The following is a 16,401-nucleotide window of genomic DNA, read 5'->3' as shown; positions in this document are numbered from 1 at the left end:
CGGCAGGTCACCGGCCCCGCGACTCCGCGCGCTGGCGCGCCGGGCCCCGGCGGTCCCGGTCCAGTTCGTAGGCGGTGTTGACCAGGGCGATGTGGGACAGCGCCTGGGGGAAGTTCCCGACCAGCCGCCGCGCGTCGGTGTCGTACTCCTCCGCCAGCAGCCCCACGTCGTTGCGCAGGCTCAGCAGGTGCTCGAAGATCCCCCGGCCCTCGTCCACGCGGCCCTGCATGACGAGGTTGTCCACCAGCCAGAACGTGCAGGGCAGGAACACGCCCTCACCGGGGGGCAGGCCGTCCACGTGCCGGGTGCCCTCGTCCATGGAGTAGCGCTGGACGAGGCCCCCGCTGCACAGTTCCCGCTGGATCGCGTCCACCGTCCCCCGCATGCGCTCGTCGGTGGCCGGGAGGAAGCCGACGGTGCTCGCCATCAGGAGCGAGGCGTCCAGGGACGTGGAACCGTAGTACTGGGTGAGGGTCCGCCGACCGGGGTCGTACCCGTGCTCGCACACGTCCCGGAAGATCTCCCCTCGCAGGCGCTTCCAGTCGTCCACCGGGCCCTCCAGCCCGAACCTCTCGACCGCGCTGACGGCACGGTCCGCCGCGGTCCACGCCATGATCTTGGAGTGCGTGAAGTGCCGCCGGGGCCCGCGCATCTCCCAGATCCCGTTGTCGGGGTCCCGCCAGTGCGACTCCAGGAAGTCCATCAGGTGCCGCTGGAGCTCCCAGGCCGGTTCCCGCGGCGGGATCCCGTGCTCCCTGGCCTGGTGGAAGACGTCCATCACCTCGCCGTAGACGTCGAGCTGCCACTGCTGGGCCGCCTCGTTGCCGATCCTGACGGGACGGGCGCCCTCGTAGCCGGACAGCCAGTCCAGCTCCAGTTCGGGCAGCCTGCGCTCCCCCTCGATCCCGTACATGATCCGCATCTGCGCGGGTTCGCCGGCCACCGCCCGCAGCAGCCACTCGCGCCAGTTGGCCGCCTCCCGCTTGTACCCCGACTCCAGCAGCGAGAGCAGCGTCAGCGTCGCGTCGCGTATCCAGCAGTAGCGGTAGTCCCAGTTGCGCACGCCGCCCAGCTGTTCGGGCAGCGAGGTGGTGGCCGCTGCGACCATGCCTCCGCCGGGCGAGTGCGTCAGGGCCTTGAGGGTGATGAGCGACCGGACCACCGCGTCGCGGTACTCGCCCCGGTAGGTGCACCTGGACGCCCACTCCCGCCACACCCCCTCCGTGTGCTCGATGAGCGCGCCTACGTGGGACGGGTCCGGCTCGGGGGCACGCACCGGCGTCCAGACGAGGGCGAAGTCCACGCTGTCCCCCGCGGCGACCGTGAACTCCGCGACCGGCCTGGACGGGGCCAGGACGTCGAACTCCACGTCGGAGTCCAGGTAGCAGCTGTCCGGACCGGCGACCATGTGCAGCCGCCGCCCCTCCTTGCGCACCCACGGGACGATCGATCCGTAGTCGAAGCGCGGCACGGCCTCGGTCCGCATGCGCACGCGGCCCTCCACGCCCTCGACCCGGCGCACCAGGCCGGTGTCGTGCGCGCCGATGGGCATGCAGTCCACGACCCGCACCGCCCCGTCCGCGCACCGGAACTCGGTCTCCAGCACCAGGCTGTCGGAGCGGTACCGTCGCGCCGAGACCCGGTGCTCCCCGACCGGGGCCATGGTCCAGCGCCCGTTGCCCTCGTCGCCCAGCAGGGCGGCGAAGCAGGCGCCGGAGTCGAACCTGGGCAGGCACAGCCAGTCCACGCTCCCGTCCCTGCCGACCAGCGCCGACGTCTGCATGTCACCCAGAAGCGCGTAGTCCTCGATGGGCAGAGCCACGCTCCGCCTCCCTTCCGTTCACGATCGGATGCCTACGTCCCCCCGCCTCGCGTCAGCGGTCTCCCCGCCCGCCTCCCGGCAGGAACTCCTGCGCCTTGGACCGGACGCCCTGCCTGACCACGGACCACGCGTCGGGATCGCCCTTGGCCAGGGCCTTGGCCACGCTCTCCATCTGGTCCAGCGTCGCGTGCGGCGGGATCGGCGGGACGGCGGGGTCGGTGACGAACTCGACCACGCAGGGCCGGTCCGCCGCCAGCGCCCGCTGCCAGGCGTCGCGCACGTCGGAGGGGTCCTCCACCTTGATCCCCATCAGGCCGATGCTCTCGGCGTACCCGGCGTAGGGGAAGTCGGGGATCCGCTGCGAGGGGAGGAACTGCGGTGCGCCGCCCATCGCGCGCAGCTCCCAGGTCACCTGGTTGAGGTCGCGGTTGTTGAGGACGGCGACGACGACCCGCGGGTCCTCCCACTCCCTCCAGTAGTGGCCGATGGTGATCAGCTCGTTGATGCCGCTCATCTGCATGGCGCCGTCCCCGACGAGTGCGACCACCGGCCTGTCGGGGTGGGCGAACTTTGCCCCCGTGGCGTAGGGGACGCCGGGGCACATCGTGGCCAGCGTGCCCGACAGCGTCCCGCGCATGCCCTCGCGGAACACCAGGTGCCGCGCGTACCAGTTGGCCGCCGAACCGGAGTCCGAGGTCACCATCACGTCGTCGGGCAGCAGCGGGGACAGTTCGTGGAAGACGCGCTCGGGGTTGACCGGGTCGGCGTCCACGTGGGCGCGCCGTTCGAGGACCTGCCTCCACCGCGCGACGTCGTCCTCGATCTTCTCCCGCCAGGAGCGGTCGGTCCTGCGCTCCACGAGCGACAGCAGCATCCGCAGCGTCTCCGCGGAGTCGCCGACCAGGTTGCACTCGAACGGGTAGCGCATGCCGACCATGGTCGGGTCGATGTCGATCTGGACGGCGCGCGCCTGGCCGAACTCGGGCAGGAACTGGCTGTACGGGAAGCTGGAGCCCACCACGAGCAGGGTGTCGCAGTCCCGCATCAGCTCGTAGGAGGGCCGGGTGCCGAGCAGCCCGATCGACCCGGTCACGAAGGGCAGGTCGTCGGGGAGGACGTCCTTGCCCAGCAGCGCCTTGGCCACCCCGGCACCCAGCACGTCGGCCATCTCGACGACCTCGTCCGCCGCTCCCCTGGCTCCCTGCCCGACCAGCATGGCGACGCGCTCGCCGGAGTTGAGGATCTCGGCGGCCTCGGCCAGCCCCTCCGGGGACGGGGTGGACCGCGGGGAGGGGAGCCCCAGGCTGGAGGGCACCATCTTGAACTCGTGCTCGGGCGGCGAGTACTCCAGGTCCTGCACGTCGGCGGGGATGATGACCGCCGTGACCGTGCGCCTGCTCGCGGCGATCCGCATCGCCCGGTCCAGTACGTTGGGCAGCTGCTCGGGGACGGTCACCATCTGGAGGTAGTCGCTGGCCACGTCCTTGTACAGCGACATCAGGTCGACCTCCTGCTGGTAGGAGCCGCCCATCGCGCTGCGCGCGGTCTGGCCGAGGATCGCCACCACCGGGACGTGGTCGAGCTTGGCGTCGTAGAGGCCGTTCAGCAGGTGGATGGCCCCGGGACCCGAGGTGGCCGCGCACACCCCCACCCGGCCAGAGAACTTGGCGTACCCGGTGGCCTCGAAGGCCGCCAGCTCCTCGTGCCGCGACTGGATGAAGCGGGGCCGGTCGCCAGCCCGCTCCCATGCGGCGAGCAGACCGTTGATGCCGTCGCCCGCGTAGGAGAAGACGCGGTCGACCCCCCACTCGCGCAGACGCTTCAGTACGTGGTCGGACACCAGTTCCGCCATGACCGCTTCCCTCCCGGGTTCGACGCCGTCGGTCGGCACCGTCCCCGCGGCACCGCGCCCGCTGCGCGCGGAGGCGTTGACCCGGCGGCTCGCGACCCCGGAGCGCCACGGGAGTGCCTCGCTGGCGCGACTACCCCGACTCCGCGCCCGCACTCACCGCGCGGGTCACGGTCTGCTCGCCGCCCCGCCACCGCGCTCGGAGGCCGTCACCGCCACATCATCGCCAAGGAAGATGAGTGATGTGAGTCACACCGGGTAATGCTTCATCAGTGGCCTCTTAAGTCACAGAGGCAGACGAAACGGACACGACCACGCGTGGAGGTAACCATGTCCAACAGGACATCGACCCAGGGCGTGACCAGAGTTCCCGGAAAGCCGATCCGCCTCGCCGCACTCATCTACGGCATCGTCTTCCTGCTGGTGGGCGTGCTCGGCTTCATCCCCGGCGTGACCACCAACTACGATCAGATGCAGTTCGTCGGACACCACTCCGAGGCCCTGCTGCTGGGGCTCTTCCAGGTGTCCATCCTGCACAACCTGGTCCACCTGGCCTTCGGCGTGGCCGGGGTGGCGATGGCCCGCACCGCCAGGACGGCACGGTTCTTCCTCCTCGGTGGTGGCGTGATCTACCTGGTGTTGTGGCTCTACGGCCTGCTGGTCGGGTCCGATGACCCGGCGAACTTCGTGCCGCTCAACAACGCCGACAACTGGCTGCACCTCTTCCTGGGGCTGAGCATGCTCGCGCTCGGGATCATCCTGGCGCCCTCCCGGCGCGACCGGGACAGGCGCTGACGCGCCCGAACGGACCCCGCGCGGAGCGGGGACGGTGCGACGGCGGCCGCCGCCTCCCGGGAGGCGGCGGCCGTGTCGTGTCGCTCGGCCGCGCCCGTGCCGGAGCCGCACACGGTCCGGCCCCGGCCCCCGAACGGGGACCGGGGCCGGACGACCGCGGGACAGCGCCGGTCGAGCCACTCGTGGGCGGCACCGGTGGCGCAGGCGTGGACCGCGTGGTGCTGCGCCCGCCTCAGCGCTCCACCACGTGCCGCTTGTTGGGCACGCAGTGGGTCATCGTCAGCCCCGACACGTCGCGGGGGCCGTTCTTGCCCAGGTGGGCCATGCGCCGGCGCTCACCCTCGTCCAGGCTCTGGCTCCGCAGCGGCTCCAGGTGCGCCACGTCGCCCGGGCCGATGCCCAGCCCCTCGCCGACGCGCAGCCCCAGGTCGTCGTCGACCATGAGGAAGTGCCAGACCATCCGCTCCTGGACCGGCCGGTCGCACTGGGAGAGCTGCCCGGTGAAGTTGCGCACCAGGTCGTCGCGCTCCCAGTCCTCCATCAGCGTGTACCGCTGCCCCGCCTGCTGGTAGTCGTTGGTGCGGGAGATGCGCTTGCGGGTGACCCGTCCCCGGATCTCCGGCCCCTGTTCGTCGTGTGTGGGGTACTGGCCCTCGCGCAGACCGCCGTTGATCGACGGCTCGTAGTTGACGTGCGGGTTCTGGCCCCCGGCGTCCTGGTGGTAGGCCATCAGGCCGTCGCGCTGGTTGGTGCGCACGTTCGCGTTCCTGGCCTGGTTCACCGGCAGTTGGAGGTAGTTGGGCCCCACCCGGTAGCGCTGCGTGTCGCTGTAGGAGAAGGTGCGCCCGACGAGCATCTTGTCGTCGGAGAAGTCCAGGCCGTCCACGAGCACGCCGGTGCCGAAGGAGATCTGCTCGTTCTCCGCGAAGTTGTCCGACACGTTCCGGTCGAGCACGATCCGCCCCACCGCCCTGGGCGGGAAGTCCTGCTCCGGCCAGGTCTTGGTGTCGTCCAGCGGGTCGAAGTCGAGCTCGGGGTGCTCCTCGTCGCTCATCATCTGCACGAGCAGCTCCCACTCGGGGTACTCGCCCCGGTCGATGGCCTCGTGCAGGTCCTTGGTCGCGTGCCCGGTCTCCTGCGCCTGGAGGTTGGCGGCGTCGGCCTCGGTCATGCTGCGCACGCCCTGCTTGGGCATCCAGGTGTACTTGACCAGGACGGTCTCGCCCACGTCGTTGACCCACTTGTAGGTGTTGACGCCGAAGCCCTGCTGGTGCCGGTAGTCCGCCGGGATGCCGCGCGGGCTGAACAGGTTGACCAGCATGTGCATGCACTCGGGGGTCTGCGACATGAAGTCGAAGATGCGGTTGGGCTCCTGGCGGAAGGTCACCGGGTCCGGTTTGAGGGCGTGGATCACGTCGGGGAACTTGATGGCGTCGCGGATGAAGAACACCGCCAGGTTGTTGCCCACCAGGTCCCAGTTGCCGTCCTCGGTGTAGAACTTGATCGCGAACCCGCGCGGGTCGCGCGCGCACTCCGAGGAGTCCCTGCCGCCGATGACCGTGGAGAAGCGCAGCGCGACGTCGGTCCGCTTCCCCTGGCCCTGGAAGAGCTTGGCCCGCGTGTAGCGGCTGATCGGCTCGTCGCCCCACGAGCCGTAGGACTCGAAGTAGCCGAACGCGGTCGCCCCGCGCGCGTGCACCACCCGCTCCGGGATGCGCTCCCGGTCGAAGTGGCTGATCTTCTCCAGGAACTGGTAGTTCTCCAGCGTCGCCGGCCCCCGCTCCCCGACCGTGCGCTGGTTCTGGTTGTCGTAGACCGGGTGTCCCTGCCGGTTCGTGAGCACCTCGCGGTCGTCTCCCGGCGCGGATCCCTGGCTGGATACGTCGGTCATGGAACTGGTCCCCCACCACGTCGTCATGATCCCTGTCCAGGTGCCCCCTGCCCACTGCCGCGGCCCCGGACGCGCGGCGGGGGAAGTTCTTACCAAGTGGAGGGAGTACCGGGACCCACCCCCCGCCGGGGAAGTCCGGAAAGGGCGTTTCGCCCCTCTCCGACGCCGGTGTTTCACGTGAAACACCGCAGCCCGGACCGCGTCACGGAAGCCCCATGGAACCGCCACGGGCGGCGTGTCCTCACCCCCGCGGACGCCCGCCCGGATCACGGTGGGGATCCGGACCCATGCCCCTCGTGTCCGTGGGTAGCGGGAGACCTGGAGACCATCGACGGGCCCCGGGCCCGGGGCGGAGGCGAGCATGGGCGTACGCACGTGGATCGAGTCGTGGCCGGTGTACCGGCAGTTCACCGGGGACGACCCGACGGGCCGCGGGGCCGCCGCGAAGTCCCGTCGGTCGGAGAACCTCAGGGCCCGCACCGAGGAGGCCGACCGGGTCGTGAGGTCGGTCTGCCCCTACTGCGCGGTGGGGTGCGGACAGAACGTCTACGTCAAGGACGAGAAGGTCGTCCAGATCGAGGGCGACCCGGACTCGCCGATCAGCCGCGGGCGGCTGTGCCCCAAGGGGTCGGCCAGCCTCCAGCTCACCACCGGTTCCGGCCGCGAGGAGAAGGTCCTGTACCGGCGCCCGTACGGCACCGACTGGGAGGAACTCGACCTCGACACCGCCATGAGGATGGTCGCCCACCGCGTGGTCCGCACGCGCGAGCAGACCTGGGAGCAGGAGCACGAGGGGCGCCGGGTGAACCGGACGCTGGGGATCGCCAGCCTCGGCGGCGCCACGCTGGACAACGAGGAGAACTACCTCATCAAGAAGCTCCTGACCTCGCTCGGCGTCGTCCAGGTGGAGAACCAGGCCCGCGTGTGCCACAGCTCCACGGTCGCCGGGCTGGGGACGTCCTTCGGCCGCGGCGGGGCGACCATGTTCCTCCAGGACCTCCAGAACTCCGACTGCATCGTCATCGAGGGCTCCAACTTCGCCGAGGCCCACCCGGTCGGCTTCCAGTGGGTCATGGAGGCCAAGGCCCGCGGCGCGGTGGTCATCCACGTCGACCCCCGATTCAGCCGCACCAGCGCGCTCGCCGACATGCACGTGCCCATCCGCGCGGGCACCGACATCGCCTTCCTCGGCGCGATCATCAACCACGTCCTCACCGAGGAGAAGTACTTCCTCGACTACGTCCGCACCTTCACCAACGCCGCCACGATCGTCGGCGAGGAGTTCCAGGACACCGAGGACCTGGACGGCCTGTTCTCCGGCTTCTCGGAGGAGAACAGGAGCTACGACGCCAGCACCTGGAGCTACGAGGGCGCCGAGGTCGCCGCCGCCTCCGGCAACCGCGACCAGCTGTTCAAGGAGCGGTTGGAGGAGAACCTCGGCACCAGCCGCTCCGGACGGCCCGAGCAGCAGGGGGCGGGCGGTGCGGTCATCCGGGAGAAGCCCAGGGAGGACCCGACGCTCACCGACCCGCGCTGCGTGTTCCAGGTCCTCAAGCGCCACTACGCGCGCTACACGCCGGAGATGGTCGAGCAGGTCTGCGGCATCCCGCGGGAGACCTTCCAGCGGGTGTGCGACCACCTCACCGAGAACTCCGGCAGGGACCGCACCAGCGCCTTCTGCTACGCCGTGGGCTGGACGCAGCACACGGTCGGCTCCCAGTACATCCGGGCCGCCTCCATCCTCCAGCTGCTGCTGGGCAACATCGGTCGCCCGGGAGGAGGCATCCAGGCGCTGCGCGGACACGCCAGCATCCAGGGCTCCAGCGACGTGCCGACCCTGTTCGACCTGCTCCCGGGCTATCTGCCGATGCCCCACGCCCACGAGGAGCAGTCCCTGGAGACCTACATCATGGCCGCCGGCAACCCCCGGAAGGGGTTCTGGGACGGGATGGAGGCCTACGCCGTCAGCCTGCTCAAGGCGTGGTGGGGCGACAGCGCGACGGCCGAGAACGACTACTGCTTCGACCACCTGCCCCGGCTCACCGGCTCCCACAGCCACTACGACACCGTGATGGGACAGATCGCCGGAAAATGCAAGGGCTACTTCCTCATGGGCGAGAACCCCGCCGTGGGGTCGGCCAACAGCCGGGCCCAGCGCATGGGCATGGCCGAGCTGGACTGGCTGGTCGTGCGCGACTTCTCGCTGATCGAGAGCGCCACCTGGTGGAAGGACGGGCCGGAGATCGAGTCCGGTGAGATGCGCACCGAGGACATCGGCACCGAGGTGTTCTTCTTCCCGGCCGCCGCGCACACCGAGAAGTCGGGCACCTTCACCAACACCAACCGGCTGCTCCAGTGGCACGACCGGGCCGTGAGCCCGAGCGGGGACCAGCGCAGCGACCTGTGGTTCATGTACCACCTGGGCCGGAACATCCGCGGGATCCTCGCCGACTCCGACGACCCCAAGGACCGCCCCGTCCTCGACCTCACCTGGGACTACCCCCTGGAGGAGGACGGCGAGCCCGACGCCGCCGCGGTCCTGCGCGAGATCAACGGCCACGACGCCGAGGGCCGTCCGCTCACCGTCTACACCGAGCTGCGCGACGACGGGTCGACCTCGTGCGGCTGCTGGATCTACTGCGGCGTCTTCAAGGACGGGGTGAACCAGGCGGCGCGCAGGAAGCCCCACACCGAACAGGACTGGATCGCCGGGGAGTGGGCCTGGGCCTGGCCGGACAACCGGCGCGTCCTGTACAACCGCGCCTCCGCCGACGAGAACGGGGAGCCCTGGAGCCCCCGCAAGAGCCTCGTGTGGTGGGACGCGGAGCAGGAGCGCTGGGTCGGGCACGACACCCCCGACTTCGAGAACCGCAAGGCGCCCGACTACGAGCCTCAGGAGGGCGCCGAGGGCGTCGCGGCGCTCACCGGTCGGGACGCCTTCATCATGCAGGCCGACGGCAAGGGGTGGCTGTACGCGCCCGCGGGCCTCAACGACGGGCCGATGCCCACGCACTACGAGCCGCAGGACACCCCGTTCGAGAACCCGCTGTACGGGCGCCAGCGCAACCCGACGCGCCTGCTGTACCCGCACGAGTACAACCGGTACCACCCCGCCCCCGGCACGCCCGGGGCCGACGTCTTCCCGTACGTGGTGACGACCTACCGGCTCACCGAGCACTTCACCGCGGGCGGGATGAGCAGGTGGACGCCCTACCTGGCCGAGCTCCAGCCCGAGTTCTTCTGCGAGGTCGGCCCCGAGCTGGCCGAGGAGCGCGGGCTGGAACACGGCGGCTGGGCCACCGTCGTCACCGCGCGCAACGCCATCGAGGCCCGGGTCATGGTCACCGACCGGATGGCGCCGCTGAGGGTGCAGGGACGGGTGGTCCACCAGATCGGGATGCCCTACCACTGGGGGCCCAACGGTTACTCGACCGGGGACGCGGTCAACGAGCTGATGCCCATCGCGCTCGACCCCAACGTGCACATCCAGGAGGTCAAGGCGATCACGGCCGACATCCGGCCGGGGCGCAGGCCCCGGGGCGCCGAACGCCTCGACCTGGTGCGCGAGTACCGGGAGCGGGCCGGAATCACGGAAGAGACGGGACTGGAGGTGTGAGCGTGTCCGCGGAGAGCAACGGGGACGGCAGGCACGAGAGGGTCGGCTTCTTCACCGACACGAGCGTGTGTATCGGTTGCAAGGCCTGCGAGGTCGCCTGCAAGGAGTGGAACATGGTCCCCGAGGACGGCCTGGACTTCACGTCCATGTCGTTCGACAACAGCGGGGGCCTGAGCGCGGACACGTGGCGGCACGTGGCCTTCGTCGAGCAGCGCGAGCCCCTCGGCCACCAGGACCCGGGCGTGGGGCGGCCCGGGGCCGTCGACCTGGGCATGCCCTCCTTCGAACTGCCCGGCGCCGCCACTGGCGCCGACGAGCGCGGTGAGTTCCGCTGGCTGATGTCCTCGGACGTGTGCAAGCACTGCACCAGCGCCGCCTGCCTGGACGTGTGCCCGACCGGCTCCCTGTTCCGCACCGAGTTCGGCACGGTGGTGGTGCAGGAGGACATCTGCAACGGCTGCGGGTACTGCGTTCCGGCCTGTCCCTACGGGGTCATCGACAAGCGGGAGGAGGACGGCCGGGTCTGGAAGTGCACCCTGTGCTACGACCGGCTCGGTGACGGCCTGGAACCCGCCTGCGCCAAGGCCTGCCCCACCGACTCGATCCAGTTCGGCGACCTCGACGAACTGCGTGCGCGCGCGGAGGCGCGGGTGGCCGACCTGCACGAGGCCGGGGTGTCCTCCGCCCGCCTGTACGGCGATGATCCCGACAACGGGGTGGACGGCGCGGGCGCGTTCTTCCTGCTGCTGGACGAACCCGAGGTCTACGGGCTGCCGCCGGACCCGGTGGTGACCACCCGGGACCTGCCGTCGATGTGGCGGCACGCCGGTGTCGCGGCGGCGGCGCTGGTGGTCGGAGCGGCCGCGACGTTCGTGGGGAGGCGCTGATGAGTTCGTCGGACGTGACCAAGGAGGGCATGCGCGGGCAGCGCCCCGGACGGGAGGCCGTCACGGGGGCCGCCGACGTCGTCGGGGAGGAGCAGCGCCGCGAGCACGGGGAGGGGCGCCGCAGGAGGAGGGGGCGCGGCGAGCCCACGCGGGTGCCCGACGCCGAGTTCCGCTCCTACTACGGCAGACCGGTCCTCAACCAGATCGTGTGGAAGGCCTCCGACATCGGCGGCTACCTGTTCCTGGGCGGGCTCGCCGGGGCCTCGTCGGTGCTCGCCGCCGGTGCCGAGCTGACCGGCCGCCCGGCGCTGGCCCGCCCCCTCAAGTACGCCGCCCTGGGCGCGATCTCCGGTTCGACGGCCGCGCTCATCCACGACCTGGGGCGCCCCGAGCGCTTCCTCAACATGCTGCGGGTGGTCAAGCCGACCTCGCCGATGAGCGTCGGCTCCTGGATCCTCATGGCCTACGGCCCCCTCGCCGGGGTCGCCGCGGTGACCTCCGCCACCGGATGGTTCCCGAGGATCGGCCGGGCGGCCACCCTGGGAGCCGGTGCGGTGGGCCCGCTGGTGGCCACCTACACGGCGCCGCTGGTGTGCGACACCGCGGTGCCGTCCTGGCACGACGGCTACCGGTACATGCCGTTCGTGTTCGCCTCCTCCGCGGCCTCGGCCGCGGGCGGGATGGGCCTGGTCACCGCGCCCCTGGCGCAGAGCGGCCCCGCGCGCCGCGCCGCCGTGGGCGGGGCCCTGGCCGAGACGGTGCTCTTCGAGGCGATGGAGCGCCGGATGGGACTGTCCGGCGAGCCCTACCGCCGGGGCACGGCGGGCGGATTCGTCCGCGCCGCCAAGGCGCTCACCCTGGCCGGTGCGGCCGGTGCGGTGCTGGGCCGCCGCAGCCGGGTGGCCTCCGCGGTGAGCGGTGCCGCCCTGCTGGCCGGTTCCGCGTGCACCCGGTTGGGCGTCTTCCACGCGGGCAGGCAGTCCGTGGCCGACCCCAAGTACACAGTGGTGCCGCAGCGCCGCAGGCTGGCCGAGCGGGAGGCGGAGCGCAGGGGCGCCGACGCGGCCGCCGTCCCCCGGGCCCGGACCGCGGAGGAGTGAGTGGCGGCCGTCCTCCCCGCCGCCCGGGCGGCGGGGAGGACGGCCGCGCGGATGTGCGCGGTGGACGTGGCGGTCGCGTGCGGTCAGGCGTCGCGGACCTGGTCCGGGCGGTTGACCACCGGGGGTTCCACCGACCAGGGGAAGTTGATCCACCGGTCGGTGTGCCGCCACACGTACTCGCACTTGACCAGGGACCGCGGCTTCTCGTAGATGACCGCGCTGCGGACCTCGGCGACGTGCTCGGCGCAGAAGTCGTGGACGAGTTTGAGGGTCCTGCCGCTGTCCGCGACGTCGTCGGCGACCAGGACCCTCTTGCTGCTGAGGTCGACCACGTTGGGCACCGGGGGGAGCATGACGGGCATGTCGAGCGTGGTGCCGACCCCGGTGTAGAACTCCACGTTCATCACGTGCAGGTTCTTCACGTCCAGCGCGTATCCCAGACCGCCCGCCACGAAGAGGCCGCCGCGCGCGATGGAGAGGATCATGTCGGGCGCGAACCCGTCGTCGGCGATCGCGTGGGCCAGGTCGCGGATCGCGGTGCCGAAGAGCCCGTAGTCCAGGTTCTCGCGCTCGTCGCTCACGAGGCCCCTCTTTCCCGGTGGTGTGGTGTGCGCAGCGGCTCGGTACCGCCCCAGGTTAACCACCGTGGCGCCGCTTCGTGCCCGCACGGAGACACGGCGCGGTGGCGTGGGCCACTTGTCCACACCGAGTGGTGTTCTGGGTCACACGATTGGACGTACGGCCAGAATTCTGGGTGAAATCCTCGACGTTTTCTTGAGTTTTGCCTGGTTGTGGCGAACAGATGGCAATAAACAGCACCATGTGTCTGAACACATCTTTCTGACACAGGAGGCTGGCGCCATGGCTGATGACCGGGACCTTCTCCCCTCCGAACAGCCGGTCCGGCTGCTCGACGAGACCGGAAGCCCGGTGGAGGGGGCCGCCCTGCCGTTCCCGGACCGGGAGCGGCTGCTCGCCGCGTACACCTCCCTGGTGATCGGCCGCCGCGTCAACGACCAGGCCAGCGCCCTCGTGCGGCAGGGCCGCCTGGCCGTGTACCCCTCCTCGCACGGGCAGGAGGCCTGCCAGACGGGTGCGGCCCTGGCCCTGGCGGAGGGCGACTGGCTGTTCCCGACCTACCGCGACACCGCGGCCGTGGTCGCGCGCGGGGTGGACCCGGTGGAGGTGCTCACCCTGCTCAAGGGCGACTGGCACTCGGGCTACGACCCCTACGCGCACCGCGTGGCCCCGCAGGCCACACCGCTGGCCACCCAGCTCCTGCACGCGGTGGGCGTCGCGCACGCCGCCCGCCTGCGCGGTGAGGACACCGTGGTCATGGCGATGTGCGGCGACGGGGCCACCAGCGAGGGCGACTTCCACGAGGCGCTGAACTTCGCGGCGGTGTTCCGGGCCCCGGTGGTGTTCTTCGTGCAGAACAACGAGTACGCCATCTCCGTCCCCCTGGCCCGCCAGACCGCCGCGCCCTCGCTGGCCCACAAGGGCGTCGGCTACGGGGTGAACGCGGAGCGGGTGGACGGCAACGACACCCCCGCGGTGCTCGCCGTGCTGGACCGGGCCGTGGCCGCCGCGCGGGCGGGCGGGGGTCCCCAGCTGGTGGAGGCGCACACCTACCGCATGCAGGCGCACACCAACGCCGACGACGCCACCCGGTACCGCAGCCAGGAGGAGGTCGACCCCTGGAAGGCCCGAGACCCCCTGCTGCGCATGGAGGCCCACCTCACCAGGAAGCGCGTCCTCACCAAGGCCCGCAAGGCGCGGATCGCCGAGGAGGCGGAGGCCGTGGCCACCGCCATGCGCGAGGGCATCGCCAGGGACACCGACCCCGAGCCCGCCGAGCTGTTCGCGCACGTGTTCGCCGCCCCCACGCCGCAGCTGGACGAGCAGGCCGCCTTCCTGGCCGACGAACTGAGCAGAGAGGGCAACTGACATGGCGACCGACCCCACCAAGCTCTCCATGGCCCAGGCCCTCAACCGGGCCCTGCGCGACGCCATGGCCGAGGACCCGGCGGTGTACGTCTTCGGCGAGGACGTCGGCCCCCTCGGCGGCGTCTTCCGCATCACCGACGGCCTCACCGCCGAGTTCGGCGAGGACCGCTGCTTCGACACCCCGCTCGCAGAGTCCGGGATCGTGGGTATGGCCGTCGGCATGGCGATGAACGGCATGCGCCCCGTGGTGGAGATGCAGTTCGACGCGTTCGCCTACCCGGCCTTCGAGCAGATCGTCAGCCACGTGGCCAAGACGCGCAACCGCACCCGCGGCCGGGTCGGACTGCCCATGGTCATCCGCGTCCCCTACGCGGGCGGGATCGGCGGCGTCGAGCACCACTGCGACTCCTCCGAGGCCTACTACGCCCACACGCCCGGCCTGACCGTGGTCACCCCGTCCACGCCCGCCGACGCCTACTTCCTGCTGCGCGAGGCGGTCGCCTCCGACGACCCGGTCGTGTTCATGGAGCCCAAGAAGCTCTACTGGGGCAAGGACGAGATCGACCTGTCCGCGCCCGAGCCGCCCATCGGCCGCGCCGTGGTGCGCCGTCCCGGCACCGACGCCACCCTCATCGCCTACGGCCCCTCGGTGCCCACCGCGCTGGAGGCGGCCGAGGCCGCCGCCCAGGAGGGCCGCAGCCTCCAGGTGGTGGACGTGCGCTCCCTCGTCCCCTTCGACGACGCCACCGTGTGCGAGGCGGTCCGCTCCACCGGGCGCGCCGTCGTGGTCGCCGAGGCCAGCGGGTACGCCAGCGTCGCCTCGGAGATCGTCGCGCGGGTGACCGAGCGCTGCTTCCACTCCCTGGCCGCGCCGGTGCGCCGCGTCACCGGCTTCGACATCCCCTTCCCGCCGCCGAAGCTGGAGCGCTTCCAGCTCCCCGGCGTGGACCGGATCCTGGACGCCGTCGACGATCTTCAGTGGGAGGACCAGTGACGACGCAGACCTTCGACCTCCCCGACCTGGGCGAGGGGCTCACCGAGGCCGAGGTGGTGCGCTGGCTCGTGTCCGTCGGCGACACCGTGGCCGTGGACCAGCCGATCGTGGAGGTGGAGACCGCGAAGTCGATCGTGGAGGTCCCCTCCCCCTTCGCGGGCACCGTCAGCGAGCTGCACGGCGAGGAGGGCCGGGTCATGGAGGTCGGGCGCCCCCTGATCAGCGTGACCGACGGCTCCGGGTCCGCGACCGCGTCCGGGTCCGCGACCGAGTCCGCTTCCTCCGCCGCGCCGGTGTCGGCGGAGGGGGAGCGCTACCGCGAGGAGGAGCGCGCCGGAACGGGTTCGGGCAACGTGCTGATCGGCTACGGAACACCGGAGGCCGCGGCCTCCGGGCGCCGTCGGCGGCCGCGTGAGCGCCCGCCCGCGCGTCCGGCCCGGTCCGCCGCCCCCGCCACCGCTGGTCCGACCCGGCCCGCCGCACCGGCCTCCACCGCTCCCGCCGCCGTGATCCCGGCCCGGCCCGCCGCCACGCGTCCGCCGCTGGTCACCTCGCCCCTGGTGAGGCAGATGGCCCGCGAGGCGGGGCTGCGGATCTCCGAGGTTCCCGGAAGCGGCCCGGGCGGGCTCATCACCCGGCGCGACGTGCGCGAGGCCGTCGAGGCCGCGCAGGCTCCGGCCGCCGACCACCCCGCAGCTCCCGCTGACCCCGCCGGATCTGCCGCCGGCTCCGCCGCTCCCGCCGCCGGGCCGGAACCCGTCGTGACCGGCGCCGTGGACGCCCGCACGGGACTGGCCGAGTCCCGGCGCGTGGCCATGAGCGGGTTCCGCCGCAGCGTGGCGGCGTCGCTCTCCCGCAGCCGCAGCGAGATCCCCGAGGCGACCGTCTGGGTGGACGTGGACGCGACCGAGCTGGTCCGCCTCCGGCAGTCCGATCCGTCCGGGCCCGGCCTGATGTCCTACGTGGCGCGGTTCGTGGTCGCGGGCCTGCGCGCCCACCCCGAGCTCAACGGCAGGGTGGACACCGAGCGCGGGGAGCTGGTCCAGTACGACGGGGTCAACCTGGGCCTGGCGGTGCAGACCGACCGGGGTCTGGTCGCCCCGGCCGTGCTGGGCGCGCACCGGCTCACCACGACCGAGCTGGACGGGGAGATCCGGCGGCTCACCGCCGCCGCCCGGGAGGGCAGGGCCTCCCAGGCCGAGATGACCGGCGGCACCTTCACCCTCAACAACTACGGGTCGCTGCGGGTGGACGGCAGCGCGGCCATCATCAACCACCCGCAGGTGGCGATCCTGGGCCTGGGCCGGATCATGGACCGCCCGTGGGTGGTGGACGGCGAACTGACCGTCCGCAAGATCACGCAGCTGTCGTTCGCCTTCGACCACCGCGTGTGCGACGGCGGGGCCGCCGCGGGCTTCATGCGTGTGGTCGCCGACGCCATGGAGAACCCGGCCGCGGCCATCGCCCGCCTGTAGGCCGGGCCCGAGCGGGCGCCCCGGG

The 16,401-nt window shown here is 71.8% G+C and carries 11 protein-coding genes; 7 read left to right on the top strand and 4 right to left on the bottom strand.

Going from position 1 to position 16,401, the window contains the following annotated elements; genetic code table 11:
* Positions 1 to 7 precede the first annotated feature (7 nt).
* Positions 8 to 1,822: a glycoside hydrolase family 15 protein gene (locus FYW99_RS05315; protein ID WP_150250843.1), complete on the bottom strand. Its 1,815-nt coding sequence runs from the start codon at positions 1,820 to 1,822 to the stop codon at positions 8 to 10.
* A 52-nt stretch (positions 1,823 to 1,874) separates the two neighbouring features.
* Positions 1,875 to 3,674 carry a thiamine pyrophosphate-requiring protein gene (locus FYW99_RS05310; protein WP_150250841.1) on the bottom strand — a complete coding sequence of 600 codons (1,800 nt, stop codon included), beginning with the start codon at positions 3,672 to 3,674 and terminating at the stop codon, positions 1,875 to 1,877.
* 327 nt (positions 3,675 to 4,001) lie between these two features.
* Here FYW99_RS05310 and FYW99_RS05305 point away from each other — a divergent pair, with 327 nt between their 5' ends.
* Positions 4,002 to 4,466 (top strand): DUF4383 domain-containing protein, encoded by a 465-nt coding sequence (locus FYW99_RS05305; RefSeq protein WP_150250839.1) that lies wholly within the window; start codon positions 4,002 to 4,004, stop codon positions 4,464 to 4,466.
* A 232-nt stretch (positions 4,467 to 4,698) separates the two neighbouring features.
* Here FYW99_RS05305 and FYW99_RS05300 read toward each other — a convergent pair whose 3' ends face one another.
* On the bottom strand, positions 4,699 to 6,357 hold the full coding sequence (locus tag FYW99_RS05300) for a catalase (RefSeq protein ID WP_150250837.1): 1,659 nt from the start codon (positions 6,355 to 6,357) through the stop codon (positions 4,699 to 4,701).
* A 361-nt stretch (positions 6,358 to 6,718) separates the two neighbouring features.
* Here FYW99_RS05300 and fdh point away from each other — a divergent pair, with 361 nt between their 5' ends.
* The 3 genes from fdh to nrfD are packed head-to-tail and all read left to right on the top strand — an operon-like array spanning position 6,719 to position 11,960.
* Positions 6,719 to 9,973 carry a formate dehydrogenase gene (fdh, locus tag FYW99_RS05295; RefSeq protein ID WP_150250835.1) on the top strand — a complete coding sequence of 1,085 codons (3,255 nt, stop codon included), beginning with the start codon at positions 6,719 to 6,721 and terminating at the stop codon, positions 9,971 to 9,973.
* The gene (locus FYW99_RS05290; RefSeq protein WP_150250833.1) at positions 9,970 to 10,860 is read left to right on the top strand and encodes a 4Fe-4S dicluster domain-containing protein; all 891 of its coding nucleotides are present in this window, start codon (positions 9,970 to 9,972) and stop codon (positions 10,858 to 10,860) included. Before fdh ends, FYW99_RS05290 begins: the two co-directional genes overlap by 4 nt.
* On the top strand, positions 10,860 to 11,960 hold the full coding sequence (gene nrfD, locus FYW99_RS05285; protein WP_150250831.1) for an NrfD/PsrC family molybdoenzyme membrane anchor subunit: 1,101 nt from the start codon (positions 10,860 to 10,862) through the stop codon (positions 11,958 to 11,960). Before FYW99_RS05290 ends, nrfD begins: the two co-directional genes overlap by 1 nt.
* 83 nt (positions 11,961 to 12,043) lie before the next feature.
* Here the strand turns inward: nrfD and FYW99_RS05280 are convergent, their stop codons facing one another.
* Positions 12,044 to 12,541, bottom strand: a complete 498-nt coding sequence (locus FYW99_RS05280) for a phosphoribosyltransferase (protein WP_150250829.1) — start codon at positions 12,539 to 12,541, stop codon at positions 12,044 to 12,046.
* Positions 12,542 to 12,821: 280 nt separating this feature from the next.
* Between FYW99_RS05280 and pdhA the strand changes: the two genes are divergently transcribed.
* Genes pdhA through FYW99_RS05265 form a run of 3 tightly spaced genes read left to right on the top strand, consistent with a single transcriptional unit; the run spans position 12,822 to position 16,376 of the window.
* The gene (gene pdhA, locus FYW99_RS05275) at positions 12,822 to 13,907 is read left to right on the top strand and encodes a pyruvate dehydrogenase (acetyl-transferring) E1 component subunit alpha (protein ID WP_150250827.1); all 1,086 of its coding nucleotides are present in this window, start codon (positions 12,822 to 12,824) and stop codon (positions 13,905 to 13,907) included.
* A 1-nt stretch (position 13,908) separates the two neighbouring features.
* Entirely contained in the window at positions 13,909 to 14,901 is a 993-nt protein-coding gene (locus tag FYW99_RS05270; RefSeq protein ID WP_150250825.1) for an alpha-ketoacid dehydrogenase subunit beta, read from the top strand.
* The gene (locus FYW99_RS05265) at positions 14,898 to 16,376 is read left to right on the top strand and encodes a dihydrolipoamide acetyltransferase family protein (RefSeq protein ID WP_150250823.1); all 1,479 of its coding nucleotides are present in this window, start codon (positions 14,898 to 14,900) and stop codon (positions 16,374 to 16,376) included. The genes FYW99_RS05270 and FYW99_RS05265 overlap by 4 nt, the downstream gene beginning before the upstream one ends.
* Positions 16,377 to 16,401 lie beyond the last annotated feature (25 nt).

The sequence above is a fragment of the Nocardiopsis deserti genome (assembly GCF_008638355.1).
Lineage (GTDB): Bacteria > Actinomycetota > Actinomycetes > Streptosporangiales > Streptosporangiaceae > Nocardiopsis > Nocardiopsis alborubida.
Note: the sequence above shows the minus strand (reverse complement) of the source record. Positions and strands in the feature narration are given on the sequence as shown.

Excerpts from the sequence above, each read along its gene's own strand:
- FYW99_RS05310 (WP_150250841.1), bottom strand. The coding sequence starts at position 3,674 with ATGGCGGAACTGGTGTCCGACCACGTACTGAAGCGTCTGCGCGAGTGG.
- FYW99_RS05305 (WP_150250839.1), top strand. The coding sequence starts at position 4,002 with ATGTCCAACAGGACATCGACCCAGGGCGTGACCAGAGTTCCCGGAAAG.
- FYW99_RS05300 (WP_150250837.1), bottom strand. The coding sequence starts at position 6,357 with ATGACCGACGTATCCAGCCAGGGATCCGCGCCGGGAGACGACCGCGAG.
- fdh (WP_150250835.1), top strand. The coding sequence starts at position 6,719 with ATGGGCGTACGCACGTGGATCGAGTCGTGGCCGGTGTACCGGCAGTTC.
- nrfD (WP_150250831.1), top strand. The coding sequence starts at position 10,860 with ATGAGTTCGTCGGACGTGACCAAGGAGGGCATGCGCGGGCAGCGCCCC.
- pdhA (WP_150250827.1), top strand. The coding sequence starts at position 12,822 with ATGGCTGATGACCGGGACCTTCTCCCCTCCGAACAGCCGGTCCGGCTG.
- FYW99_RS05270 (WP_150250825.1), top strand. The coding sequence starts at position 13,909 with ATGGCGACCGACCCCACCAAGCTCTCCATGGCCCAGGCCCTCAACCGG.